This window comes from Paenibacillus graminis, from assembly GCF_000758705.1.
Lineage (GTDB): Bacteria > Bacillota > Bacilli > Paenibacillales > Paenibacillaceae > Paenibacillus_AQ > Paenibacillus_AQ graminis.
The window spans coordinates 1,257,033-1,281,055 of sequence record NZ_CP009287.1; the positions used below are offsets into that span (position 1 = coordinate 1,257,033).

The 24,023-nt window shown below is 51.5% G+C and carries 18 protein-coding genes and 1 riboswitch; of the genes, 16 read left to right on the top strand and 2 right to left on the bottom strand.

The window, feature by feature from the left end:
* The first annotated feature begins 225 nt into the window (after positions 1 to 225).
* From PGRAT_RS05350 to PGRAT_RS05400, 11 genes are all read left to right on the top strand, one after another.
* Positions 226 to 1,080 carry a glycosyltransferase family 2 protein gene (locus PGRAT_RS05350; protein ID WP_042266163.1) on the top strand — a complete coding sequence of 285 codons (855 nt, stop codon included), beginning with the start codon at positions 226 to 228 and terminating at the stop codon, positions 1,078 to 1,080.
* Positions 1,067 to 2,260 carry a glycosyltransferase family 4 protein gene (locus PGRAT_RS05355; RefSeq protein ID WP_025708989.1) on the top strand — a complete coding sequence of 398 codons (1,194 nt, stop codon included), beginning with the start codon at positions 1,067 to 1,069 and terminating at the stop codon, positions 2,258 to 2,260. Before PGRAT_RS05350 ends, PGRAT_RS05355 begins: the two co-directional genes overlap by 14 nt.
* Complete coding sequence (locus tag PGRAT_RS05360) at positions 2,254 to 3,396, top strand: glycosyltransferase family 4 protein (RefSeq protein ID WP_025708988.1); 1,143 nt, start codon at positions 2,254 to 2,256, stop codon at positions 3,394 to 3,396. Before PGRAT_RS05355 ends, PGRAT_RS05360 begins: the two co-directional genes overlap by 7 nt.
* Positions 3,397 to 3,496: 100 nt before the next feature.
* Positions 3,497 to 4,597: a glycosyltransferase gene (locus PGRAT_RS05365; protein WP_025708987.1), complete on the top strand. Its 1,101-nt coding sequence runs from the start codon at positions 3,497 to 3,499 to the stop codon at positions 4,595 to 4,597.
* 4 nt (positions 4,598 to 4,601) lie between these two features.
* Positions 4,602 to 5,942, top strand: coding sequence for a UDP-glucose dehydrogenase family protein (locus PGRAT_RS05370; protein ID WP_025708986.1), 1,341 nt, complete (start codon positions 4,602 to 4,604; stop codon positions 5,940 to 5,942).
* Between the two features lie 416 nt (positions 5,943 to 6,358).
* Positions 6,359 to 7,732 (top strand): sugar phosphate nucleotidyltransferase, encoded by a 1,374-nt coding sequence (locus tag PGRAT_RS05375; RefSeq protein ID WP_025708984.1) that lies wholly within the window; start codon positions 6,359 to 6,361, stop codon positions 7,730 to 7,732.
* A gap of 212 nt (positions 7,733 to 7,944) precedes the next feature.
* A riboswitch (cyclic di-GMP riboswitch) is annotated at positions 7,945 to 8,025 on the top strand.
* 13 nt (positions 8,026 to 8,038) lie between these two features.
* Positions 8,039 to 10,501 carry a PA14 domain-containing protein gene (locus PGRAT_RS05380; protein WP_425311832.1) on the top strand — a complete coding sequence of 821 codons (2,463 nt, stop codon included), beginning with the start codon at positions 8,039 to 8,041 and terminating at the stop codon, positions 10,499 to 10,501.
* Between the two features lie 192 nt (positions 10,502 to 10,693).
* Positions 10,694 to 12,211, top strand: coding sequence for a glycosyl hydrolase (locus PGRAT_RS05385; protein ID WP_042266164.1), 1,518 nt, complete (start codon positions 10,694 to 10,696; stop codon positions 12,209 to 12,211).
* Positions 12,212 to 12,416: 205 nt separating this feature from the next.
* Entirely contained in the window at positions 12,417 to 14,963 is a 2,547-nt protein-coding gene (locus PGRAT_RS05390) for a discoidin domain-containing protein (protein ID WP_025709490.1), read from the top strand.
* Between the two features lie 175 nt (positions 14,964 to 15,138).
* Complete coding sequence (locus PGRAT_RS05395) at positions 15,139 to 16,614, top strand: potassium/proton antiporter (RefSeq protein WP_025709491.1); 1,476 nt, start codon at positions 15,139 to 15,141, stop codon at positions 16,612 to 16,614.
* 254 nt (positions 16,615 to 16,868) lie between these two features.
* A complete protein-coding gene (locus PGRAT_RS05400) occupies positions 16,869 to 17,324 on the top strand; it encodes a Dps family protein (protein ID WP_025709493.1) in 456 nt (151 codons plus the stop codon).
* Positions 17,325 to 17,454: 130 nt separating this feature from the next.
* Here PGRAT_RS05400 and PGRAT_RS05405 read toward each other — a convergent pair whose 3' ends face one another.
* A complete protein-coding gene (locus PGRAT_RS05405; RefSeq protein ID WP_025709495.1) occupies positions 17,455 to 18,159 on the bottom strand; it encodes an AIM24 family protein in 705 nt (234 codons plus the stop codon).
* Positions 18,160 to 18,183: 24 nt separating this feature from the next.
* Positions 18,184 to 18,651 (bottom strand): hypothetical protein, encoded by a 468-nt coding sequence (locus tag PGRAT_RS05410; RefSeq protein WP_025709497.1) that lies wholly within the window; start codon positions 18,649 to 18,651, stop codon positions 18,184 to 18,186.
* A gap of 263 nt (positions 18,652 to 18,914) precedes the next feature.
* Here PGRAT_RS05410 and PGRAT_RS05415 point away from each other — a divergent pair, with 263 nt between their 5' ends.
* From PGRAT_RS05415 to PGRAT_RS05435, 5 genes are all read left to right on the top strand, one after another.
* Positions 18,915 to 19,601 (top strand): M50 family metallopeptidase, encoded by a 687-nt coding sequence (locus tag PGRAT_RS05415; RefSeq protein WP_025709499.1) that lies wholly within the window; start codon positions 18,915 to 18,917, stop codon positions 19,599 to 19,601.
* Between the two features lie 184 nt (positions 19,602 to 19,785).
* The gene (locus PGRAT_RS05420) at positions 19,786 to 20,469 is read left to right on the top strand and encodes a hypothetical protein (protein WP_025709501.1); all 684 of its coding nucleotides are present in this window, start codon (positions 19,786 to 19,788) and stop codon (positions 20,467 to 20,469) included.
* Between the two features lie 228 nt (positions 20,470 to 20,697).
* On the top strand, positions 20,698 to 21,663 hold the full coding sequence (locus tag PGRAT_RS05425) for a helix-turn-helix transcriptional regulator (RefSeq protein ID WP_025709503.1): 966 nt from the start codon (positions 20,698 to 20,700) through the stop codon (positions 21,661 to 21,663).
* Positions 21,664 to 21,931: 268 nt separating this feature from the next.
* Positions 21,932 to 22,921, top strand: coding sequence for an ABC transporter ATP-binding protein (locus tag PGRAT_RS05430; protein WP_025709505.1), 990 nt, complete (start codon positions 21,932 to 21,934; stop codon positions 22,919 to 22,921).
* The gene (locus PGRAT_RS05435) at positions 22,918 to 23,910 is read left to right on the top strand and encodes an ABC transporter ATP-binding protein (protein WP_025709506.1); all 993 of its coding nucleotides are present in this window, start codon (positions 22,918 to 22,920) and stop codon (positions 23,908 to 23,910) included. Before PGRAT_RS05430 ends, PGRAT_RS05435 begins: the two co-directional genes overlap by 4 nt.
* Positions 23,911 to 24,023 lie beyond the last annotated feature (113 nt).

Here is a 24,023-nt window from a genome sequence, read left to right on the forward strand (position 1 = left end):
GGCATTATGCGAGCCGCTTTTCTGCTTAACAAACAAATGGACGGTGTCAGAGGAACGGAGAGAAAGTGTGGAGCTGGAGAAGCGTAGCGTTCGCCTTTGTCTTCTGATTTCAACCGTGAATACGGTGTTAAATAAAGAAATCAGAAGACAACAGCGATCGGAAGCCCAAACATTTCTCGAAATGACGGTGGACGCCGGACATACCAAGAAAAGGAGGATACCTACATGGATTCAGTGAAAAGCGTGCTTGGCGGCCCGGGCAGTTACCCGATATCGGCTGTCATCATTGCTCAGGATGACGAAGTTCGAATATCCAAAGCAATTCAGTCCTGCCGGTTGTTCGCCGATGAGGTGGTTGTAATCGACGGGGGGAGCAAAGACGGGACGGTGCAACTCGCCGAAAGTTTGGACTGCCGGGTGTTCGTCAACCCCTGGCCGGGATATGCGAAGCAAAGGGAATTCGGAGTGGAACGCGCCGTCCATGATTGGGTCTTCCTGATTGATACCGACGAAGTGGTCAGCGAGGAGCTGGCGCAGGACATTCTGGACCGCAAGCCGGGGCTTACAGACAGGGCGGTAGCCTTTTCACTGTACCGGATTGGTGATTTCCTGGGCAGATGGCTGGATAAAGGGGAATACCTGGTACGCCTCTATAACCGCAAGGAATACGGCATCCGCAACAGTCTGGTGCACGAAATGCCTGAGGTATCGGAGGAAAAGACGGTCAAATTGAACGGGATACTCTGGCATCAGGGATTCCGCAGCATCAATGACCATGTCGCCCGCTTCAACAAATATACCGATCTCGAAGCGCAGGCTGCCTATGCCAGCGGCAAGCCCTTTAAGGTCAGCCATTTGCTGCTTCGCCCGCCGGCTCGTTTCTTACAGAAGTATTTCCTGCACGGCCTGTTCAAGAAAGGCATCTCAGGTTTTGCGGTATCCATTTTCTGGGTGATGTATGAATTCATGGTCGGCTTCAAGCATTACGAATTGAACAGCTCCGGCAGACTGGCCCGGCACAACGCATTGGGCCAGGCGGAAAAAGAGAAAAAGGGGGAGAGAAGCTATGCCGTACAGTGACGGTTTGAACATTATGACGACCGGCCTTAGCTGGCCCTCTTTACAGCCAGGCGGACTCAACACTTATTTCAAATCCGTTTGTGAGCAGCTCTCTTCACGCAATAAAGTGCATGCGCTGATCTGCAGTCAGGAAACGCCATCCACTCCCAAAGAGCTGATTATCCATAACGCCGGCGATCCGAAGCAGACGATCTGGAAGCGCAAGGATGCGTTCCAGCGCAAGGCGGCGGACCTGATGGGGAATGGCAGCGGCCGGATCGATATTCTCTATTCCCACTTTGCGCCCTACGGGATCGGCCCGGCGATTGAAGCCAAGAAACGCGGAATTCCGGTGGTGATGACCTTCCATGGCCCATGGAATGAAGAAATGAAGATCGAAGGCCAAGGCATCAAGCACCGGGTGAAAACAACGATTGCCAAATCCATTGAACATAAAGCTTATAAGCTTGCGGATAAATTCATCGTGCTCAGCGAATATTTCCGCGACATGCTGCACAGCCTGCACGGCGTGCCGCTGCACAAGATCATAGTCATTCCGGGGGCGGCGAATGTGGAACGGTTCGTGCCCGCCGCCAACCGGCTGGCGACCCGGCGGACGCTGAATCTTCCGGAGGGAGCCACTACTGTGCTTACCGTGAGACGTCTGATGAACCGGATGGGGCTGCTGCAGCTGCTGGAAGCCTGGAAGCAGGTGTCCGAGCGGTTCCCGAATGCGATTCTGCTGATCGGCGGCAAAGGGCCGCTGCGCGGAGAGCTGGAAGAAAAAATCTCCGATTATGGACTCGGCAACAAAGTAAGGCTGCTGGGCTACATTCCCGATCATGAGCTGGCATCCTATTATCAGGCAGCGGACATGTTCGTGGTCCCTTCCCAGGCGCTGGAGGGATTCGGATTGATTACGGTTGAGGCGCTCTCCTCCGGACTTCCGGTGATGGCCACACCGGTGGGCGGAAACAAGGAGATTCTTCAGGGCTTCCGGCCGGAACTGCTGTTCAAAGGCTCAACCAGCGACGATATGGCGGAAGGCATGATCCACATGCTGAGCAACCGCAAACTGCTGCCGGGCCGTGATGAATGCAGAAATCATGTGCTTGAGAAATACACCTGGCAGCATGTAGGCGACCAGGTGGAGTCCGTATTCCTTGAAACTTTGGGAAAGGGGGTGGCAGCAGGATGCTAAAAGTTGCTTACATCGATCACACCGCCAAATGGAGCGGCGGAGAGGTAGCCTTGTTTAACATTCTCACCAACATCAGCAATCAGATCGAGCCGCTCGTGATCCTCGCTGAGGAGGGCAGACTGGCCGAACGCCTCCGGGAGAAAGGCATTGATGTCCGTGTCATCCCGCTGAATGAGAGCATCCGCAACCGGGGACGGAATGCCGTCAACCTGGGCGCTCCGGCTGCTGCGCTGGGACTGCTGGCTTACGGACGCAAGCTGGCTCCTATCCTGAAGCAGGAAAAAGTGGATTGTGTGCACACCAATTCCCTGAAATCGGCATTCTACGGGGCCGTTGCCGCCAAAAAAGCAGGTGTGCCGCTAATCTGGCATATCCGGGATCACATCGGTGCCCCTTACCTCAAGCCGGTTGTCGCCAAGGCGATCCGGCTGCTGTCACGCCTGCTGCCGAATGGTGTCATTGCGAATTCGCATTCCACGCTGAATGCGCTGGAGCTGCCCCGCACCAAGAAAACGCTGGTCGTGTACTCTGCTTTTGCCAAAGCGATTGGTGAAGGAATCGGCAAACGGGAGCAGCAGAAAGAATTCAACGTCCTGCTGGTAGGCCGGCTGGCACAGTGGAAGGGCCAGCATATCGTACTGGAAGCCGCCAAGGCTTTTAAGAACGACAGCCGCGTGAAGTTCTGGCTGGCCGGGGATGCCCTGTTCGGAGAAGAGGCGTACAAAAATGAATTAATTCAGAAGATGCAGCAGGATGAGCTGACCAATGTTAGCCTGCTGGGTCATGTGGAAGATATACAAGGCCTTATGAGCAAAGCTGATTTGCTGATTCATACCTCGATAACGCCTGAACCGTTCGGCCAGGTGATTGTCGAAGGCATGGCGGCTGGACTGCCGGTAATTGCCTCCAATGAAGGCGGACCGGTAGAGATTGTGGTTCCCGGTGTAACGGGAATGCTGATCCAGCCTGGAGACCCAGTCGTACTTGCAGACTCTATCACCTGGATGCTGAACCATCCTGAAGACCGAAGACGGATGGCGGACAGCGGGATGAAGCGGGTGAAAGAGCATTTTGTCATCGAAAATACGGTCAAAGATATCGTTGATTACTATAAAGGGTTGCTCGCGGCAACCTGACCGCAGGTAAGCCAAGAGCTTCAAGCCCAATCAGGAACCAAAACATCCATACATTCACTACTTGCTAATGCTGCTCCATAAAACTTTGAGGATGATTTACATGAAAATTGCGATAGCGCACGATTACTTAATCCAAATGGGCGGGGCGGAAAGAGTAGTGGAGGTATTCCACCACATGTATCCGGATGCTCCGATCTTCACGACGGTATTTAACGGAAGCCGGCTGACCGACAACCTCAAAGATGCGGATATCCGGGCCTCCTGGCTGCAAAAAATCCCGGGAGTGAAGACCAACTTTAAAGGGGTGCTGCCGCTTTATCCCATGGCCATCCGTGATTTGGACTTTCGCGGGTATGATATCGTCCTGAGTTCCAGCAGTGCTTTCATGAAAAGCATACAGGTGCCCGAGTCTACATTTCATCTGTGCTACTGTCATACCCCGATGCGGTTCGCCTGGGACTATGATACCTACATGGAGCGGCAATCGAATTCCGGATTGTTCAAAAGACTGCTTAAGGTCTACATGCAGCGGCTGAAGAATTGGGACCAGCGGACTTCCAAAAATGTAAACCAGTTTGTCGCCAATTCTTCCGTGGTCAAAACACGGATTCAGAATTACTATCACCGGGATGCGGATGTGATTTTTCCGCCGATCAACACTGCACGCTTCAGCAGTTCGTCTTCCATAGGCGATTACTATCTGATCGTGTCCCGGCTGGTCTCTTACAAAAGGATTGATCTGGCGGTGGAAGCCTTCAACCGCAACGGGCTGAAGCTGTTCATCGTCGGCGACGGCCCTGACCGCAAGCGTCTGGAAGGCATGGCCAAAGAGAATGTATCGTTTCTGGGCCGGCTGGAGGATGCCGAGGTGACGGGGCTGATGTCGAAGTGCCGGGCGTTTATTTTTCCCGGAGAAGAAGATTTCGGCATTACGCCGCTTGAAGCGAACGCTGCAGGAAGGCCGGTTATTGCCTATCAGGCCGGAGGGGCGCTGGATACCATCGTTCCTTATGTCAACGGCGTATTCTTCCAGCATCAGGAAGTTGATGATTTACTTAAGGCCATTTACGAAGTGGAGTCCTATGCGTGGGACATTGGGCAGATCATGGGCCATGCGCGTAAATTTGATGAACAGGCGTTTATGGTTCAGTTCAAGCAATATGTGGAACAGGCCTACGTCAATTTTCTAAAAGGAGGATGATTGTATGAAACTGACAGTAATCGGTACCGGCTATGTCGGTCTTGTCTCTGGCGTATGTTTTACACTGAATGGTAATCATGTTATTTGCGTGGATAAGGATGAGGAAAAGATCAAAAAGCTCAGCCAGATGGAATCCCCCATCTATGAGCCAGGTATTGAAGCACTGATTGAAATGAATTTGCGTGAAGGCAGATTGTCCTTCTCCTCGGATCTTCACGAATCGGTACGCCGGTCTGATATCGTCATTCTCGCTGTAGGGACGCCTTCTCTTCCCGGCGGTGAAGCAGATCTGAGATATATTGAGGGGGCAGCTACGGAAATCGCCCAGGCTATGGAAGGCTACAAAATCATTATGACCAAGTCTACCGTTCCTGTGGGCACAAATGAAAAAATCCGTAAAATTATCGCCTCCCACACGAATCATCCCTTCGATATCGTCTCCGCTCCTGAATTCCTGCGTGAGGGGTCAGCCATCCAGGATACACTCCATCCTGACCGGATTGTTATCGGACTGGATAACCCGGAGCTTGAGCCTGCGATGCGCCAGCTTCACCAGGGCTTCACGGAAAATGTGTTCGTAACCGATATCCGCAGTGCTGAAATGATCAAATATGCATCGAATGCTTTTCTGGCAACGAAGATCTCTTTTATTAACGAGATTGCCAATATTTGCGAAAAAGTGGGAGCTGATGTAACCAAGGTGGCAGAAGGCATGGGAATGGACCGTCGGATCGGCTCAACCTTCCTGCAGGCCGGTATCGGTTATGGCGGCTCCTGTTTCCCGAAAGACACTAATGCGCTGATTCAAATTGCAGGTAATGTGGACTACGAGTTCAAGCTGCTGAAATCGGTGGTTGAGGTGAACAAAGACCAGCGCTTTATGATCATCTCGAAGCTGCATGAGTCGCTTGGCAATCTGCGCGGTGCAGTAATCGGCATCTGGGGCCTGGCCTTTAAGCCAAACACCGACGATGTCCGGGAAGCCCCGGCCCGGGAAATTGTTGAGAGCCTGGTGGCCGAAGGCGCTACAGTGAAGCTGTATGATCCGATTGCTGTTGAGAACTTCAGACAGCAATATGATCATCCGCAGCTGCGCTGGTGCGGCCTGCCGGAAGAAGCGGCGGAAGGCAGCGATGCGGTCTGCCTGCTGACCGACTGGAGCGTGTTCAAGGACATCGATCTGCACAAGCTTGCGGAGAGCATGCGCCGCCAGGTGCTGATCGACGGACGCAACGTCTACTCCAAAGAGCAGATCGAGGGAACAGGCTTTGAGTACCATTCTGTCGGACGTCCGCAAATGGGGGGCCTCAGCGGCTACTCCCCCAGCGTAGCCGGGGCGATCTAAGTTTTAACTGCCGCCAAACAAGTGGCAATGCCGGAACTTTGGCAGGGAGCTTCGCCTGCCGGGTGAAGCAGCTTGGGCGAACTAATTCCATTGGCTCGTTTTCCAGTGGAAATGCTGCAGGGAAAGCTGTTAAGGGAGGAACGGAGAGGAATTTTGGAACTGTAGGAGCGAATGCGTCCGCCTTTGTCTGTGGATTTCCACCGCGAACAGCGGTAACAATCAAGAAATCTGCAGACAACAGCGGCCGGAAGTCCAAACATTCCTTGCAGAGACTCCCGTAACAGCCGATCTGAAGTATTGTCACGCAACATAATGCGTCAGTGACATTCCTGCCTTTCATGCGAAAGCCACCCGGCAGCAGCTCACAATAACAATCCGATATTTACGCGACAACACATAAATAGGAGGGTTCACTTATGAAACTGGTACTTCTATCTGGCGGTTCTGGTAAACGGCTCTGGCCTTTGTCCAACGATTCTCGTTCCAAGCAATTTCTGAAAGTGCTGCAAAGCCCGGCAGGTGAACCGGAATCTATGGTACAGCGGGTATGGAGACAATTGCAGGAGACAGGGATGGCGGACTCGTCTTATTTGGCTACCGGCCGCAGCCAAGTCGAAATGATTCAGAGCCAGCTCGGCGCAGAGGTGCCAATCATTGTGGAGCCGGAGCGCCGCGATACCTTCCCGGCCATTGCTCTGACTGCAGCTTACCTGTATTCAATGGCAGGGGTGTCTCCAAGTGAGACCGTGGCTATTCTCCCCGTCGATCCGTATGTGGAGGCTTCATTTTTTGAAACCGTCGTCCAGCTTGAGGCAACGATGCAGGAAAGCGGCGCAAATCTGGCGCTGATGGGCGTGGTCCCTGAGCTTGCATCCGAGAAATACGGCTATATTATTCCTACCAGCGATGAGGCGGCGGCAAGCGGCTATATGCAGGTGAGCCACTTCCAGGAGAAGCCCGACCGCGTACAGGCCGAAGAGCTGATCAGCCGGGGGGCACTGTGGAACTGCGGAGTATTCGCTTTCCGCCTGGGCTATCTGCTGGATATTTTGCAGCGCAAAGGTCTGCCTTTGAACTATGAGGAACTGCAAAAGCAGTATAAACTGCTGTCGTCCATCAGCTTTGACTACGAAGTGGTGGAAAAAGAAGAGAATATCGTCGTTCAGCCTTATGCCGGGTTCTGGAAGGATCTGGGTACCTGGAATACCCTCACCGAGGAAATGAGCAGCAATCATGTGGGGAAAGGCTTCGTGACCGATGATTCCGAAGGGACTTGCCTAATCAATGAGCTGGATATTCCGATCACAGTAATCGGAGCGAAGGACCTGATTATCGCAGCCAGCCCGGACGGCATTCTGGTGACCCACAAAACGGAAAGCCCGCGCATCAAGGAAGTGCTGAAGTCTTTTGAACAACGACCGATGTACGAGGAGCGCCGCTGGGGCCACTATAAGGTCATTGATTATGTGAAGTACGATGAGGGCAATGAAGTGCTGACCAAGCGGATTTTCATCGCAGAAGGTAAAAATATCAGCTATCAGCTGCATCACAAGCGCAGTGAAATCTGGACGATCGTCAGCGGCGAGGCAAGCATTGTGCTGAATGAGAAGATGCATAATGTGAAAGCAGGGGATGTAGTCCGCATACCGGAAGGGACAAAACATGCCATTCTGGCGCTGACAGATGTGGAGTTCATTGAAGTGCAGACCGGCTCGGAACTGGTAGAAGAAGACAATATCCGCATTACGCTGGAGTGGGAAGATATCGCTCTGCAGCAGTTTATTTCGTAAAAAAATGCGCTGATGGCGCTGTCGAATCCGATGAAATTATCCCGGTTCATGTCGATTTAAGGGTTTGGAGATAGGGCTAAATAATCTATTTACCCAAATGTTACAATTCCAAAACAGGTATTAAGAACCATTTATTAAGGAAAGTTCATTAATGCTCTAAACTAAAAATTTAATAGAGACGATACTTACGGTAAGAGGGATAAATCCTTCCAAAACGACAAAGGCAAACCTAATCGAAAGATAGGGACGCAAAGCTATAGGGCCTTCGAAAGAGTGGCAGCCTGGCTACCGAAAGGAAGATGAATTTTGACAACTTACCGTAAGTCGCGTCTGGTGTCCATCATGTTAACTATTGCCCTGTTTCTGACTGCAGTGCCGCTTGGCCTGGGGGGCGCGCCATCGAAGGCAGCTGCTGCCTCGGATTCTCCAGCTCCGGTTAATCCCAATGCTTCAACTGCTGCCGTCAAGCTGCTTGACGAATTAAACGCTATTTCAGGAAAAGGCATTATCACTGGCCAGCATGACTATCTGGAGAGCCCAGATGAATTCAGCAACAAACTGAAGGGGACGAGCGGAAAGTACGCGGCCCTTCACGGCTACGAGCTTGGCTTAATCAGCGGCCAGTCGGAAAGCACTGGAGCAGCGCAGCGCAGAAATGTAGTGTACAGCGCAATCAACTGGTACAAAAATGGCGGTATCGTCGCTATGACCTTCCATGAGCAGCTGCCCGGCACTTCGTATCAATGGGCGAATGTGCAGAAGACGCTTAGCCAAGCGGACTTCAATAAGTATGTAACACCGGGAACGGCTCAATACAACAGCCTGATCGCCGATCTGGACAAAGTGGCCGTTTCGCTTAAGACCTTGCGGGACGCTGGCGTCCCGGTCCTATGGAGACCTTACCATGAAATGAACGGCAACTGGTTCTGGTGGGGCAAGAAAAATAATTTTGCGGAACTTTGGAATATTATGTATGACCGTTTCGTAAACGTTCATCAATTAAACAACCTGCTGTGGGTGTGGAACCCCAATGCTCCAAATGCCTCATCCGATCCTTATGAACTAACCTATCCGGGGGCGGATAAGGTAGACGTTCTCGCAGCAGATATATATAACAATGATTATATGAACAAATATCATGACAGCCTGCTGAGCCTCGCGGACGGCAAACCCATTGCCATTGGTGAAAATGGCGAAATGCCAAGCACAGCCAAGCTGCAGCTCTCCCAGAGACAATGGGTCTATATGATGAACTGGGGAAAAATGCTCTATGAGAACAACAGCACCACCACCATCAAAAACTTTATGAATGACGACTACACGGTAACACTGGATCAATACAAAGCTGGGCTGGATGTACCTGCGGCTCCACCTACTCCGGCGGCTACGCCAACCCCAGTGCCGACGGCTACACCGACACCGGTGCCAACGGCCACGCCAACACAGGTACCAACGGCCACGCCAACACCGGTACCAACGGCCACGCCGACACCGGTACCAACGGTTAAGCCTACGGCCACACCGGTACTATCTCCAGATAATGGTACGGTGGTTTCTCCCGCTCTAAATGGTCTTCAGGGAGAATATTTCAAGAATATGACGCTTTCGGGTACACCTGTACTCGTGCGTAACGACGCAGTAGTCAATTTTAACTGGCGGCAGGCTGCACCGGATAGCTCGCTTGGGGTGGATTCGTTCTCGATCCGCTGGACCGGGCTGATCAAACCGTCTTACAGCGAGACTTACACGATTTCCACGACTTCAGACGATGGTATCCGTGTCTGGATTGACGGTACAGCCGTGATCAGCAGCTGGACCAAGCAGAGCGGAACCGAACGTACCGGGAATATCACCTTGAAGGCAGGCCAGCTCTACGATATCAAAGTCGAGTATTACGAAAATGCAGGCGATGCCAACATTCGTCTAATGTGGCAAAGCCCTAGCCAGACCAAAGCTACCGTTCCAACCAGCGCTTTGTACGTCAATACCTCAGCAGCCAGCTCAAGCAAAACATTGCTGGCCGTAGCGCCGACCCTAGCGCCAACGCCGGCAGCGACACCGGCAGCAACGCCGGCAGCAACTCCGGTGCCAACGCCGGCGGCGACCCTGGCGCCGACACCGGCAGCAACGCCAGCAGCGACCCCGGCGCCAACGCCGGCAGTGACCCTGGCGCCGACACCGGCAGTGACCCTGGCGCCGACACCGGCAGTGACCCTGGCGCCGACACCGGCAGCAACTCCGGCGCCAACGCCGGCGGCAACTCCGGCGCCAACGCCGGAACCTGCATCGGCACCGGCTCCGGAACCGCCGTCGGCTCCAGCAGCAGCGCCTGCCGATAACGGACTGCAGGCGGAATATTTCAGCAATATGCAGCTGTCCGGTACTCCGGCAGTTGTACGCACCGATGCTGTGCTTGATTTCAACTGGCGGTTGGGTTCGCCGGATGCTGCAATCGGTACCGATTTCTTCTCGGTACGGTGGAGCGGCAAGATCAAACCGCTATATAGTGAAACCTATCAGATCTATACAACATCAGATGATGGTGTCCGCGTTTGGGTCAATGATACTCTTGTGATTGACAGCTGGATGAAGCAGAGCGGAACCGAACGCACAGGAAGCATAAGCCTGCAAGCCGGGCAATTGTATGATATCAAAGTGGAGTATTACGAGAACCAAGGGGATGCAAAAGCGCGGCTGATGTGGGAAAGTCCAAGCCAAGTCAAAGAGACGGTTCCTGCCAGCGCCCTTTTCCTTCCTTCCGCTTCCTAAAGAAATACTGCTGAATTCATCCCGAACGCCGATACTGGTTAAGCCGTTACAATATTAATCCTAAAAGTCCGATGGCCCTGCTGATCAGCAGGGCTACTAAGCTATAGTCCTTCTAAGCTGCATACGGGTCAAACTTAAGGTTCACCCATGTGCGGATTGGAAGCCACCTACGGCTGGAGAGAGGAGATTACATTGAACACTTACCGTAAGTACCGGCTTTTTATTACGATCCTGCCTATTATTTTTATCCTTTCTTTGCTGCCTTGGAGTGAGGCGCGCAGTCTCTCTATTGAACGGAATGTGGTGATTCCCCCGGAGGCAGTCACACCGGTGAATCCATCGGCTTCGCAGGAAGCCGCCGATCTGCTGGATTATCTGGTTGATCTCGGAGGAAAGGGCATAATCTCCGGACAGCATGACTATCTGGAGAGTCCGGACGAATTCAACAACAAGCTGAAGAATGCCACAGGGGAGTACGCAGTGCTGCATGGCTATGAGCTTGGAGCGGTTAACAACCAGCCGAAGGGGACTATTGCCCGGCAGCGCCAGGCTGTAGTGGACAGCGCGATTCAATGGCATGAGGATGGGGGCATCGTGGCGATGACGTTCCATCAGAACCTCCCCGGAACCTCTCCGGAGTGGGCCAACGTGCATATGAGCCTGAGCCAGGAGAAATTCGATGCCTATGTTACACCGGGTACGGCGGAATACAAAAGCCTGCTAGCTTCACTTGACGATATTGCCGTCTATTTGGGTGAACTGCGGGATGCAGGAGTTCCTGTGCTGTGGCGTCCGTATCACGAAATGAACGGGAACTGGTTCTGGTGGGGGCAGAAGGATAACTTTTCCAAACTCTGGGATATTACGTACGACCGGCTGGTGAACCAGCATAAATTGAATAATTTGCTGTGGGTATGGAATCCGAATGCTCCGAATGAGTGGGCAGATCCTTACAGTGCCTATTATCCTGGTGCAGATAAGGTGGATGTACTGGCGGCTGATATCTACAATAATGATTACAAACAGTCTTATTATGAAGGCCTGCTCGAATTGGCTAATGGAAAGCCTATAGGCATTGGAGAGAGCGGGGAGCTGCCGGATCCTGCTATATTGTCTCAAACCCAAAGTAAATGGGTATATACGATGACATGGGGGAAAATGCTGACCGAAAATAACAACCTCCAGAAAATCCAGAGTTTTATGACCAATCAGCATACGGTATCCAGACAGGATTACGTTCAGTCGCTTAATACCAAAACGAATAATTCAGCAGGCATCATTCCGAAGAATGGCTTGAAAGGCCAGTATTTCGACAATGCCGAACTCTCAGGAACGCCTGTGCTCACCCGCAATGACAAGAAGATTGACTTTAACTGGCATGGAGATTCTCCGGCGGCAGGTGTAAGCAAGGATTCCTTCTCAGTGCGCTGGACCGGGAAAATGAAGGCGGTCTACAGCGAGGAATATACGTTCACCGCTTCCTCGGATGATGGCGTCCGTGTATGGATCGGTGACAAGCTGATTATCGACAGCTGGAAGAAGCAAAGCGGTGTCAGCCGCGTGGGGAGTATTAAGCTCACAGCAGGAACCTCGTATAACCTGAAAGTAGAATATTACGAGAACCGCGGAGACGCAAACATCCGCTTGATGTGGAAGAGTCCGAGCCAGAAGCCTGGGCTCATCCCCCAGAACGCCCTTACCCTTCCATAATGAATGAAGCAAAATCAGGCTTACAGAGCCTGAGCACACACCCCCGGAAGAAAGCGAGGACATGGGAATGAGAGCTAGGACTAAGAAAAAAACACGCAAACCTCTTCATCTTTTACTAAAATTCACAGCACTTGCCATCTTGTTTCTGTTATCCATCTCTGTCTTCGGAGAGGACGGGACGAATAAAGGCAAAGTGGAGGTTGACATGTCTGAACTGTCCGCCGCCAATGATGCGGGACCAGAGCTGCCGGAGGGCACGACCCTCTGGCAGTTCGGACAGCATGACGGGTCGGATGCGGAATTTGCAGAGACCGGCGCCTCTGATGGGGACGAGATGATTAATGTTGCTTCTACGGCTTTGAAAGCCTCTGCACTCCAGTCCATTCCTTCTGGGCTCAGAGGCGATACCAACCCTGAACTGCGGATTAAGTACAAATTGGATAAGATCCCGGAGAACGGGGTCTTATTTCGCGTAAGCATCCTCGATGCCTACAAATCCGTTCCGCAGATGAGCGTCTTTTCCAACCGCCAGCTATCGGGGATTATTCAGATTGCCGGTATCGCCGGAACGGACAGCAAATATAATTTTCGTAAAACCTATGAGCTGTATATTCCCAAAGAACAGCTGGTTGCCGGTATTAATGAACTGAAGCTCCGGACCGCACGCGGAATATATTCCTCAGATATGGAGGATAAATACAACTGGTGGACCTGGGATAACCTTAGTCTGGAGGCACTCAAGACGCCGATCAAGGAGCCGATTCACGGCAGCTATACACTGACCGGCACTATGGTCAACAATAAGCAGTTTTATTTTGACGAAGGTGCGGTTACCCATCTGCCTTATATCATGAAGTGGCTCGGTGTAGCGTACAGCGGCAATATTATGCGTACCAGCTGTGCCAGCGATGTCGGACGCTCCTGTTCGAATATGGAAGAATACTATAAGGTGCTTAAGGGTTACAATATGCAGGCTGTAGCCTTGTATCTGTATACTGGCGATATCAAACTTAATGAAGACGGCTCACTGCCGGAAACAGCAGAGAAGAAGCTGACGGATTATTTCGAGAAGTACAGCCCGTACTTCCAGTATTATGAAGTGGACAATGAGCCGGGGCTGTTTAACCGCTCCAAGGCGGTCAACCTGGCAATTGCCGACTGGCTGAACAAGAAGGGCAAAACAATCGCCCCCCATTTGCAGACCGTGGCTCCAGGCTGGGCCTATTGGCCGGATTACAGCGATGATTCCTGCGGCAATCAGAAGGGGACCGTGCGCCAGTGCGGCGACCCGGACGGCTGGGAACGTGATCCGAAGCAGCGGGACGAGCTGGAGGAAGTAACCGACCTGACCAATGGCCATTCCTATGGCGAATCTTATATATTCAGCAACGGAGGCAGCTTTACCGAGAATCTGAAAACCTTCGGCGGAGCTGCAGACGGGCTAGGCAAAAAAATGCTGACGACTGAATTCGGGACCTCCGACTCTCATGTGGATGCTTACCAATATGGAGCCTCCGAACGGACGGCGGCGGTGTTCGACCGGATTATGCGTGCGCATATCGGCTATGCGGATATGTTTGTCCAGCATGCCGCTTTTTTCAAAAACTTCAGCCTGTTCAAGTATGGATTTAATCTGGAAGACCATGATCCGGTAAAAACGGAGATTTATTATACCAAGAAAGGCGAGGATTCGCGTGTCAGCATCATGAGGCGGCTGGATCTGGCTTACGCCACACATGGCGCTCCGTTAAGCTACGAAATCACCAATAAGGATGCTCTTGCCGACAAGCTGGTGTATGTCCGTGCGGTCGATACCTCCACTCTGGAGCCTTTGGCCGGAACTGGAGCCACCTCGAACAAGGTACTGGTAAACTTCGTCAACTTCGAGGAAACGCCGCAAACCGTCACTGTGAAAGTGAAGATGCCGAAAAAAACAGTGTATGAGGGCGAACGCTTCGGCAACGGAGATACGTATGAAGAAGCCCGCAGCTATGTTACGGGAAGAAGTGCTGCACCAACGCTGGAATTTAACGAAACACTCGCTCCCGGTGAGGCTGTACAGTATATTCTGGAGCCCTCCTCCGAGGTAGCGGATGTTGCACCCCAAGGTTTAAAAGCAGCAGCTGTCAAAGGACCGTCTGTTAAACTGAATTGGCTGGAGGCCCCCGGAGCAAGCTATGAAGTGCTCCGGGCCGACAGCTCCGGCAGTGAGCTCAAGGTAATTGCCACCGGCATCAAGCAAACAGAGTATACGGACGGCAAGCTGCAGGAGGGCACATTGTACACATATGCGGTTCGTACAGCAGGTTCAAGTGTGATGTCGGAGAAAACGCAGATCACTGCTACTGGACTGGTCCCCCTGGACCGTTCGGAGTGGAAGGTGTCGTCCAATGTGAACACTCAGGCTTCAAGTCCGGCAAATGCCATTGACGGAGACAGGCAGACACGGTGGGATACCGGCAAACATCAGGCTTCCGGGGAATATATCCAGATTGATCTGGCGGGTGTGCACTCGGTGGAAGCGGTAGATTTGGACTATACCTTGTCTTCTTATGATTATCCCCGGGGATACGAGCTATATATTTCGGATGATGCAAAAAGCTGGAACAAGATCGCCTCCGGTAAAGGAAAGCTGGAAAAGACCAAAATCGGATTCCCTGCAGTCAAAACAAGGTATCTCCGGATTGTGCAGACCGGCTCGGGAGGAAATTACTGGTCCATTCATGAAATGCAAGTCTATTCAAGAGAATAAGCCCATCCGAATGACCTCCGTGGATTTATGGACCACTGGGGTTTTTTGCTGTGAATTGGGAAAGCTGAAGAAGGGCAATTGTTGCTTTGGGGTTAGCGGGTATGGGGTAATAACGTACATATCAGACCAGCCTGATGTGAAGGGCGTTACTTACAGGAAAGGCGGTACCCTAGATATGACTCATCTTGCGGACAATATTATTTTATTGCTGGCAGTGCTGCTGCTGGTCGGTGTGCTCTCTACCAAATTCTCCACGCGCTTTGGCATGCCTGCACTGGTGCTGTTCATCGCCGCGGGAATGGTGCTTAGCCGCTTTGTGTATTTCAACAATGCCTCGTTGACGCAGGTTGCCGGTATTTTTGCGCTGATTGTCATTTTGTTTGAGGGCGGCATGCAGACCAGTATCAAGGACATCCGGCCGATCATGGCCCCTGCACTTTCTTTGGCGACAGTGGGTGTGCTGCTGACAACAGCGATTGTAGGAGTTTTCGCAAGGTTTGTGCTGGATGTGCCATGGGCGGAAAGTCTGTTGTTCGGAGCCATTGTGGGTTCTACTGATGCGGCAGCGGTGTTCTCTGTCCTTGGCGGCAAAAATATTGACAAACGCCTGACGTCTACGCTTGAGGCGGAGTCAGGCAGCAATGACCCCATGGCAGTGTTCCTGACCGTATCGCTGATTGAATGGATTCAGCATCCCGATACCGCCATCTGGAGCCTTCTGCTGTCCTTTGTATGGGAGATGGGGATAGGGCTGGTGATGGGAATAGCGGTTGGTAAGCTTGCCGTCTACCTGATCAACCGGATTAACCTCGATTCCACCGGGCTCTATCCGGTCATGGCAATTGGGTTCGCCGTGCTGACCTATGGACTTGCAGCCATGGTCCACAGCAGCGGCCTGCTGGCGGTATATGTCATAGGCCTGACTTTGGGGAATTCCGAGCTTATGTATCACCGGACGATCATGAATTTTAATCACGGCTTCGCATGGATGATGCAGATTGCTATGTTCACCTTGCTGGGGCTGCTTGTGTTTCCGTATGAACTGGCGGACATTGCCTGGCAGGGCCTCCTGCTGTCCGTTATTCTCATGCTGATTGCAAGGCCGGTAGGAGTGTTCCTGAGCCTGCTGTTTGCCAGATTCTCAATCCGGGAGAAAACGTTGATCTCCTGGGCCGGCCTTCGCGGCGCGGTACCGATTGTACTGGCAACTTATCCGCTGCTGGCGGGTCTTCCGCAGGGACGTCTATTCTTTAATGTTGTATTTTTTGTGGTATTGACCTCGGCGGTCATTCAGGGGACCACCATTTCTCCACTGGCCTCCAGATTAAGACTCGTTGGGAAGGACGATGCCCAGCCTTCGCTTATGGAGCTGGTGGCACTCGGCAAAACGGATTCGGAATTCAATCATATTGCCATTGACAAGCATATGCCTATAGCTGGTATGCAAATCGCGCAGATAGGGCTCCCCGAGGATATACTCTTCACCGCCATCATCCGCAATAAAGGCATTGTGACCCCACATGGGAGCACGGTCATTGAGCCGGGAGACACGGTATATGTGCTGAGTCCGAAATCAAAGCGTGATGAGATGAGGGCGATCTTCCGCAGCGGTAAAGGGAAGGCGGCAGAATCCAGCATACCAACAATGTAATCTTATCTGCCGCAAAGGAGTAATTTATGTCAATTTGGCTGCAATTGGCTAAATGTGATAGAAATAATAGGTGCAAAAGAGGGAGTGTGCTAGAATTTGCAGCAGCATAAATACGTAAACGCCTTTGAGGCACCATCAGAGGATGGAATTCAGAATAGTTTGCAAAACCCTAAAAGATGTGTTAAATTGTATATAGATTTAGAACGAGTCTAAATATAAAAAAACAAATAAATAGGCCATAGGAGGTTGTTCGAATGAGTACACAAATCAAAAGTCATACTGAACTGTATGCTGCCTTAAACCGCCAGACCGCAAATTGGACACTGCTGGGAGTGAAGCTGCATCATTACCACTGGTATGTGAGTGGACCGCAATTCTTCACCCTGCATGCCAGATTTGAAGAGCTGTATACGGAAGCTGCCACATATGTGGATGATCTGGCAGAGCGCCTGCTGGCTATCGGGGGTCAACCGGCTTCAACGATGACACAATATCTGGCTCTCTCCGAGCTTAAAGAAGCGGCTGGAGGAGAAACGGCACAGGAAATGGTAGCCCAGCTGATTAAGGATTTTGCTGTTGTGGCCGAAGAACTGAAGAGCACGATCTCAGCTGCGGAAGAACTGAGTGATCAGCCTACTGCCGACCTGCTGACTGGAATTAGAAACAGCGTGGAGAAATCCGCCTGGATGCTGAATGCATTCTTGGCTTAATCCAGGAATCCGGGGCTCATAGCCCGGCCTTAACGGTTCACTGCATCAGAAGATAAGAGATTTGCATACCCAAAGAGCGCCACGCGAAGTATTCGCTGGCGCTCTTTGGCAATATACAGCCTATCTCAGGCTACTTAATGAAGACTCCCCCAAAGGGCAGGACCTCACGCAGAAAACGCTTGATAACCCCGTCCTCATTATTGTCGCGTTCGAAGCGGCGGCTCTGGCGTCCAGCCTGAAACATCACCGGTCCGTGGCCGGTCATCTTCCAGTGATAGCTCATATGCTGGCTGGCCAAGTGATTGCCGTAGACGGTGAGCTCAAGCTTGGCGTTTTCGGGATAAGCGATAATACTGCCGGCATCCACATATAGTGGATCAAACGGATGCAGCTCGGCTTCGCATACCGTCCCCTCGGTCAATATGCCGATACTGCCCGGACCGGAGAACTTAACCTTGATGATATCGCGGGTGACAAGCATATTCTTCATGCTCAGCACCCTTGTCTCCATAGTCACTCCTTTGCTGTAGAAGAACAGATGCCGGAAATCATAGAGCAGATCGCTTTTTCCGTCCAGCTGGAAGGTTTTAACCCTGTAGCCGGGAGGCAGGGCGGCAACGAAGCGGCAAGGCCCGGTCATATCCGAGCGGATCAGCTTGCGTTTGCGGTACATACCCTTGACATCCATCAGCCGGTCGGCGCGGCCTGAAGAAGGGCCTTGATAAGCGATAATCTGCTGCGGATGCAGCACATGAATTTCCTCGTTTTCTTCAACTGTGAAGGCCACGGCTTGTCCGCTGCCGCTGTCGCCTTCATCCTGGACATCGACGTTCATAGTTTACACTCCCTCATGTACACATCAGCGCAGGCGGTCGCCTTTTCTGGATCTGTGGCGCATGCCAAGGCGCAGCACCCGGATCAGCAGGAAGTAACCGAGTACCAGCGCAAGTCCGGTAATTACCGTAACTTTAATCCGGTTATAGTAGTTCTCCCTCGCTGTACGGTCATTTTTCAGTTCATCCACCACCTGGCTGAGCTGGCGGTTCTGCTCCTGCAGGGCCGCATTCTGGGCCTGATAATCAGCCATCTGCTGCAGGGTTTGCCCAAGCTGTTCCTTGGTCTGCTGCAGCTCCTCCGTCGTCTGTCTGTAGCTTTCCTGCAACTGGTTGACCTCACCCGGAAGCTCCGAGAAGTTCTGCAATCCATTATATAAGTCACTGAAATAATTAGCCTTTGCCGCAGGAGCGGGAAATATGACTGACAACCCCAGGAGCAGCAATACTGAACATAACAGCTTTGCATAAGTGTGTTTTACTTTTGGCTTCATTTCTGCAATCACCACCTGGTATAGACTGGGCTTCCTTTTTATTTTAACATAGCTGAACTAGCTTGGCTTGGCATCTGGTGCCGCAGTATGGCGTGATTTGGCGGTTGGGGCGGTATTTTGTCTAAGCAGAGTTTATAAGTGTTTACCCTGGCGCCAGGGAGGATAACCATATCTACAGGTAATACCGGATAGAGGCTGACATGGTTTCTATTTAAATGTAGGAATTTATGAATTATACTTTGTACGGAAAGGGGCTGCATGCTATGAATAAATGGCTCAAAACCCTGCTGTTTCTTGCAGGTTCCGCTTTACTGACCCGGCTGATTCCTTTTTCCTCTCTGTTCCGCAATCTGGATACCATGTTCCATGAATTTGGCCATGCCCTGGTCACGCTGCTGCTCTCGGGAAGTGTGCTGCGCATTGAATTGTATGCAGATCATAGCGGAGTAACCTACTCGGCTATAGAAGCTGGCGGGAAAGCGGTTCTGGTATCACTGGCGGGCTATACGCTGGCGTCATTATTCTCACTTCTGCTGTTTTATTTGTATAACAGAGGGCGGTATAGATGGGGGCTGCTGCTGGCATCCGGTGTGGCGCTGGTGATGCTTGTCCTGTATGTGCGGGGCGGATTCGGAATGCTCTGGCTGGGCGGGTTCATCCTGCTGAATCTGGTGATGCTGTTCGTCTGGCCAAAGGCCGGCAAATATTATTATTTATTCCTGGCCTTTCTGACCCTGGAGGAATCTGTCGTGGGTTCACTGTATCTAGTTTCGGCTGCAGCGTTTACCCCAGGACGTGCAGGAGATGCGGCTAATCTGGCACGGCTTACACCGCTGCCTGCGATTGTCTGGGCGCTTCTGTTTTTTGTATTCTCGCTGTTGTGTGCAAAATGGGCGCTGGGATTTTTTTTCAAGGAGGAGCGGAGCAGACACAGTCCTGCAAGCTACTAAAATGCGTATTTATCGTCATGTTTCGACAAAAGAATGTTCTTTCACAAAGAGGAATTCTCCTTTTAAAGGAGAGTGCCTCTTTTTTTGTCGATATTATAGGACCGAACATATATTCCATGACAAGGAGTTGTCCGCCAATATTGGTACATTAATAGAAGACCCAAAAAAAGAAAGAGGTGGAAATATGCAAGCAAGTTTTCAGCCCATACTTACGTGGAGCCAGGAACGGGTTTTTGCAGCCGGTGCGCAGAATGTAGTTCTGCTTATCGAGTGGAAGGGAATCTCCAATCCTGAGGAATCCCGCAAGCGGACCCGGAAGGTGGTCGCCCGCGAGATTGAACTTAGAATCTGGCTGGAAGCACATGTAACCTTCAAGGGATGTCATGGCTGCAACGCAGAAGTCGGGGAGGGGCGTTCTATACTGCTTAAGCTTGGCAAACTATATTCCGAAGCACGGAAATACATCGCTTTGGAATTCACGATGGCAGCCAAACCGGCCGGGATTCATGAAGTCCTTTGGCTGCAATGGCAATATAAACAGCCTCCGGTAGAACGGATCCGGGAACTGCCTTTAAAAAAGCTCAGCTTGGAATATACACATCATACAGATGTCCTGTCAGAACGGTGCTGCTTCCACGTCGAGAAACACCTGGAGCTCTTGAAGACGGAGAAGCTGCTGGAAGAAGCGGCGGTGCAGCGCACCAAAGGCAGCATCGAGACAGAGTTCGAGCATCTTCGGAGACAGGCTGACGATTTACTGCTGCTGGCGGCCAGGTCCGGAGATATGCAGCTTGTGAAAGAAGCAGAAACAGTGTATAAACAGCTTGACGCAAAGAGCCAAGCCTCGTGGAGGACAGCATCAAGATAGGGACGGCGGTAATTGTACACAAACCTGCCAGTACATACATAAGCGTATTCATTCATAATCTTAGCGGGGAATAGTTAACAATTAACCGATTTATAATTGTGGTGGTGTAGTAAAATAGTTCTATTATATTTATTAATTTGAGTTATTACATCAATAGTTATAGATATATATAACTAATTTATTTAAAATAATGGGTCTATTTTACCATGAACTCAAGGGGAACTGAAAATGACAGACCGATTAATCCGGCTAATGCGCATTATTACGCTAGTGCAAGCCAAACCGGGAATTTTAGCCCGCGAACTGGCGGAACGCTGCGGCAACAGCGAGAGAACGATATACCGGGATATGGATGCGCTCAGCGCCATGCACATCCCTATCATCCATTTGGGACATGGGAAAGGATACGCTTTTATCGGTAATTTTGCATTATATCCTCTGGATTGGTCGGAAGAAGAATCGGCCGCATTTTCACAGCTGCGGGACATTATGGATGACATCAAAAACACACTGCCTCCCAGCTTTGAGAGCGCCTATGAGAAGGTAATGGCCGCAGCCTACAAGCAGAAGGCGGAAAGGGAAGAAACGATGGAGACTGCCAAAAGAGAAGCTGGACAGCTATGGATGGAAAGAAGCGGGTACCAGGATGAACCGCCGCCCTTTTTAACCGAGGTATTGAACGCCATCATGAAGCAAAACAGCATTCTGGCCGACTATAGCGAGAATGCCTATGCTGAAAGAAACATTCAGATTGATCCATACTGCCTTGTTCCCTTGGAAAATCGTTATCATTTAATCGGTTTTTGTCATCGTTTCGGGATTATCCGGACTTTTCATCTTCATGGGTTCTCGAATGTGAAGCCGACGAATCTTTGGTTTTCCAAAGAGCAGTTTGATTTGCAGGCCTTTATGGAGCAGAAGTGGTCACTGGACCGGGATAGTCTGCAGGTAGAGTTCAAAATCAGGTTTTCGGAACGGGTGCTGGACCGGATCAAATACGAGGATATGTTTGTGAAACCCAACAAGGTGGACCTCCACACCAGGTGCCTGCATTTTAAAGTGGCAATAGAACAGGACATCGGCTTTGTCCGCTGGATTCTGAATTTTGAAGAAGAGGCCGAAATTATGGAGCCGTTATATTACCGGGAGATGCTGAGAAATCAGTTGGAGAAATGGCTGTCGCTATATAAATAGCACAGTTTTTTCTTTTATTGAGGACTGGAGTTATTCCTATATAAACACTGGTGTTAGTTTTATGTGCAAAAACATCTTGTCTATCCAGAATTTATATAGTAGTGTTATACCATTAAATAACAATAATGTAGACTTATCCCGATTATCTATCGCCTAATGTAAGGTGTTGGTTATGCTTTATTTCGTCTATGAGGTAATTCATCGTTCTTCCATTTGACCTTTGTTCAATTTCTATTCGTTCAATTTCCAATAGAAAAGAGGGTTCATTGTGGTCCAGCCTATTCTGAAAGTTGAGGAATTGCACACCCATTTTTTTACTGAACGCGGCGAAGTGCCGGCAGTGGACGGGGTGGATCTGTACATCAATCCGGGAGAAGTTCTGGGCGTGGTGGGCGAATCGGGCTGCGGCAAAAGCGTCACTTCGCTATCCATTCTGAAGCTAATTCCTAATCCGCCGGGCAAGATCGTGAGCGGGCGTATTTTGCTGAAGGGTCAGGATATCGTACCGCTAAAAGAAAAAGAAATGCGCAAAATCCGCGGCGATGCCGTGGCGATGATTTTTCAGGAGCCGATGACTTCCCTGAACCCGCTGTTTACTGTCGGCCAGCAAATTATAGAAACCGTCCGGCTGCACCGTGGCCTGTCCAAGAAGGATGCCCGTACCCATGCGGTGGACAGCCTCCGCAAGGTCGGCATTCCCCGGCCGGAGGCGATTATCGATGAGTATCCGCATCAATTGTCGGGGGGAATGCGGCAGCGGGTGATGATTGCGATGTCGATCTCCTGCAGTCCCGAACTGCTCATTGCCGATGAGCCGACAACCGCGCTCGATGTTACGATACAGGCACAGATTCTGGACCTGATCCGCAAGCTGAACGAAGAGCAGGGAACTGCCGTTATGCTGATTACCCATGATCTTGGGGTGGTGGCGGAAATGTGCCAACGGGTTGCCGTAATGTATGCGGGCAAGGTGGTGGAGGAGGGGTGTGTGCGCGATATTTTTAAGAATCCTCTGCATCCTTATACCCGGGGGCTGATCCAGTCGGTACCGAGAATGGGCGAAACCAGGGAGCGGCTGTACTCGATTCCCGGCAACGTGCCCATCTTGAGCGCAGAAATGCAGGGCTGCCGGTTCGCGCCGCGTTGTTCCCATGTGATGGAGCTCTGCCGGCAATCCCTTCCGCAGCTGAAGCTGCAGGAGGATAACCACAGCTGCAGATGCTGGCTGCATGATAGTCAACAGGAGGATGCGGTATGAGCGATAACCTGCTGGAGGTCAAAAACCTCAAAAAATATTATCCGGTCAACAAAGGGTTTTTCAATAAAACTCAAGCTTATGTCAAAGCGGTCGATGATATATCCTTTTCTGTCAGGAAGGGCGAAACCTTTGGCCTTGTGGGTGAAAGCGGCTGCGGCAAATCAACGACCGGCCGTTCATTGCTTCGTCTGATCGAGCCTACGGCGGGAGAAGTCTGGTTCGAAGGCCGGGATATTACGAAGCTGTCTATGGAGGAGATGCGCAAGCGCCGGCGGGAGATGCAGATTGTTTTCCAGGACCCGTTCTCTTCCCTCGACCCGCGGTATACCGTGCAGCGTATCCTGGAGGAGCCGATGATTGTGCATAACGCAGGCAACGCGAAGGAGCGGCGGGCGGCTGTTGAACGGCTGGCCGATGTAGTCGGTCTGGCCAAGGCACATCTTCAGCGGTACCCGCATCAATTCTCCGGCGGCCAGCGCCAGCGGATCGGGATTGCCAGAGCGCTGTCCCTGCAGCCGAAGCTGATTATCGCTGATGAGCCTGTGTCTGCCCTTGATGTGTCCATCCAGTCCCAGGTCATCAATCTGATGCAGGATTTACAAAAAGAATTCGGACTAACTTACATATTCATAGCTCATGACCTTAGTGTGGTGAAGCATATCTGCGACCGTGTTGCCGTGATGTACCTTGGACGGATTGTCGAGATTACCGATAAGAATAAGCTGTATGACCAGCCGGAGCATCCTTATACACAAGCGCTGCTGTCAGCGGTTCCGGAACCCGATCCGGATATCCGCAAGGAGCGGGTCATTCTGCAGGGGGAGGTGCCGAGTCCGGCGAATGCGCCGGCAGGCTGTGCTTTTAATACCCGTTGCCCCCGGGTGATGGATGTCTGCCGTAGTACAAGGCCTCCGCTGCTGGAAACCGGACCCCGGCATCTAACCGCATGTCATTTGTATGGCGGAGAGACCCGTACCCATCTGACTTAGCATGCAGTGAGACTCAATTCTGCAAGCAATCTTGGCCTTGGTATATGGCAGCGCTTTGGCGCGACTCCATATAGAAGTTTTAACACTTTAACGAAAGAAGGGAGTTTTTCAAA

Excerpts from the sequence above, each read along its gene's own strand:
- PGRAT_RS05350 (WP_042266163.1), top strand. The coding sequence starts at position 226 with ATGGATTCAGTGAAAAGCGTGCTTGGCGGCCCGGGCAGTTACCCGATA.
- PGRAT_RS05355 (WP_025708989.1), top strand. The coding sequence starts at position 1,067 with ATGCCGTACAGTGACGGTTTGAACATTATGACGACCGGCCTTAGCTGG.
- PGRAT_RS05360 (WP_025708988.1), top strand. The coding sequence starts at position 2,254 with ATGCTAAAAGTTGCTTACATCGATCACACCGCCAAATGGAGCGGCGGA.
- PGRAT_RS05365 (WP_025708987.1), top strand. The coding sequence starts at position 3,497 with ATGAAAATTGCGATAGCGCACGATTACTTAATCCAAATGGGCGGGGCG.
- PGRAT_RS05370 (WP_025708986.1), top strand. The coding sequence starts at position 4,602 with ATGAAACTGACAGTAATCGGTACCGGCTATGTCGGTCTTGTCTCTGGC.
- PGRAT_RS05375 (WP_025708984.1), top strand. The coding sequence starts at position 6,359 with ATGAAACTGGTACTTCTATCTGGCGGTTCTGGTAAACGGCTCTGGCCT.
- PGRAT_RS05390 (WP_025709490.1), top strand. The coding sequence starts at position 12,417 with ATGTCTGAACTGTCCGCCGCCAATGATGCGGGACCAGAGCTGCCGGAG.
- PGRAT_RS05395 (WP_025709491.1), top strand. The coding sequence starts at position 15,139 with ATGACTCATCTTGCGGACAATATTATTTTATTGCTGGCAGTGCTGCTG.
- PGRAT_RS05400 (WP_025709493.1), top strand. The coding sequence starts at position 16,869 with ATGAGTACACAAATCAAAAGTCATACTGAACTGTATGCTGCCTTAAAC.
- PGRAT_RS05405 (WP_025709495.1), bottom strand. The coding sequence starts at position 18,159 with ATGAACGTCGATGTCCAGGATGAAGGCGACAGCGGCAGCGGACAAGCC.
- PGRAT_RS05410 (WP_025709497.1), bottom strand. The coding sequence starts at position 18,651 with ATGAAGCCAAAAGTAAAACACACTTATGCAAAGCTGTTATGTTCAGTA.
- PGRAT_RS05415 (WP_025709499.1), top strand. The coding sequence starts at position 18,915 with ATGAATAAATGGCTCAAAACCCTGCTGTTTCTTGCAGGTTCCGCTTTA.
- PGRAT_RS05420 (WP_025709501.1), top strand. The coding sequence starts at position 19,786 with ATGCAAGCAAGTTTTCAGCCCATACTTACGTGGAGCCAGGAACGGGTT.
- PGRAT_RS05425 (WP_025709503.1), top strand. The coding sequence starts at position 20,698 with ATGACAGACCGATTAATCCGGCTAATGCGCATTATTACGCTAGTGCAA.
- PGRAT_RS05435 (WP_025709506.1), top strand. The coding sequence starts at position 22,918 with ATGAGCGATAACCTGCTGGAGGTCAAAAACCTCAAAAAATATTATCCG.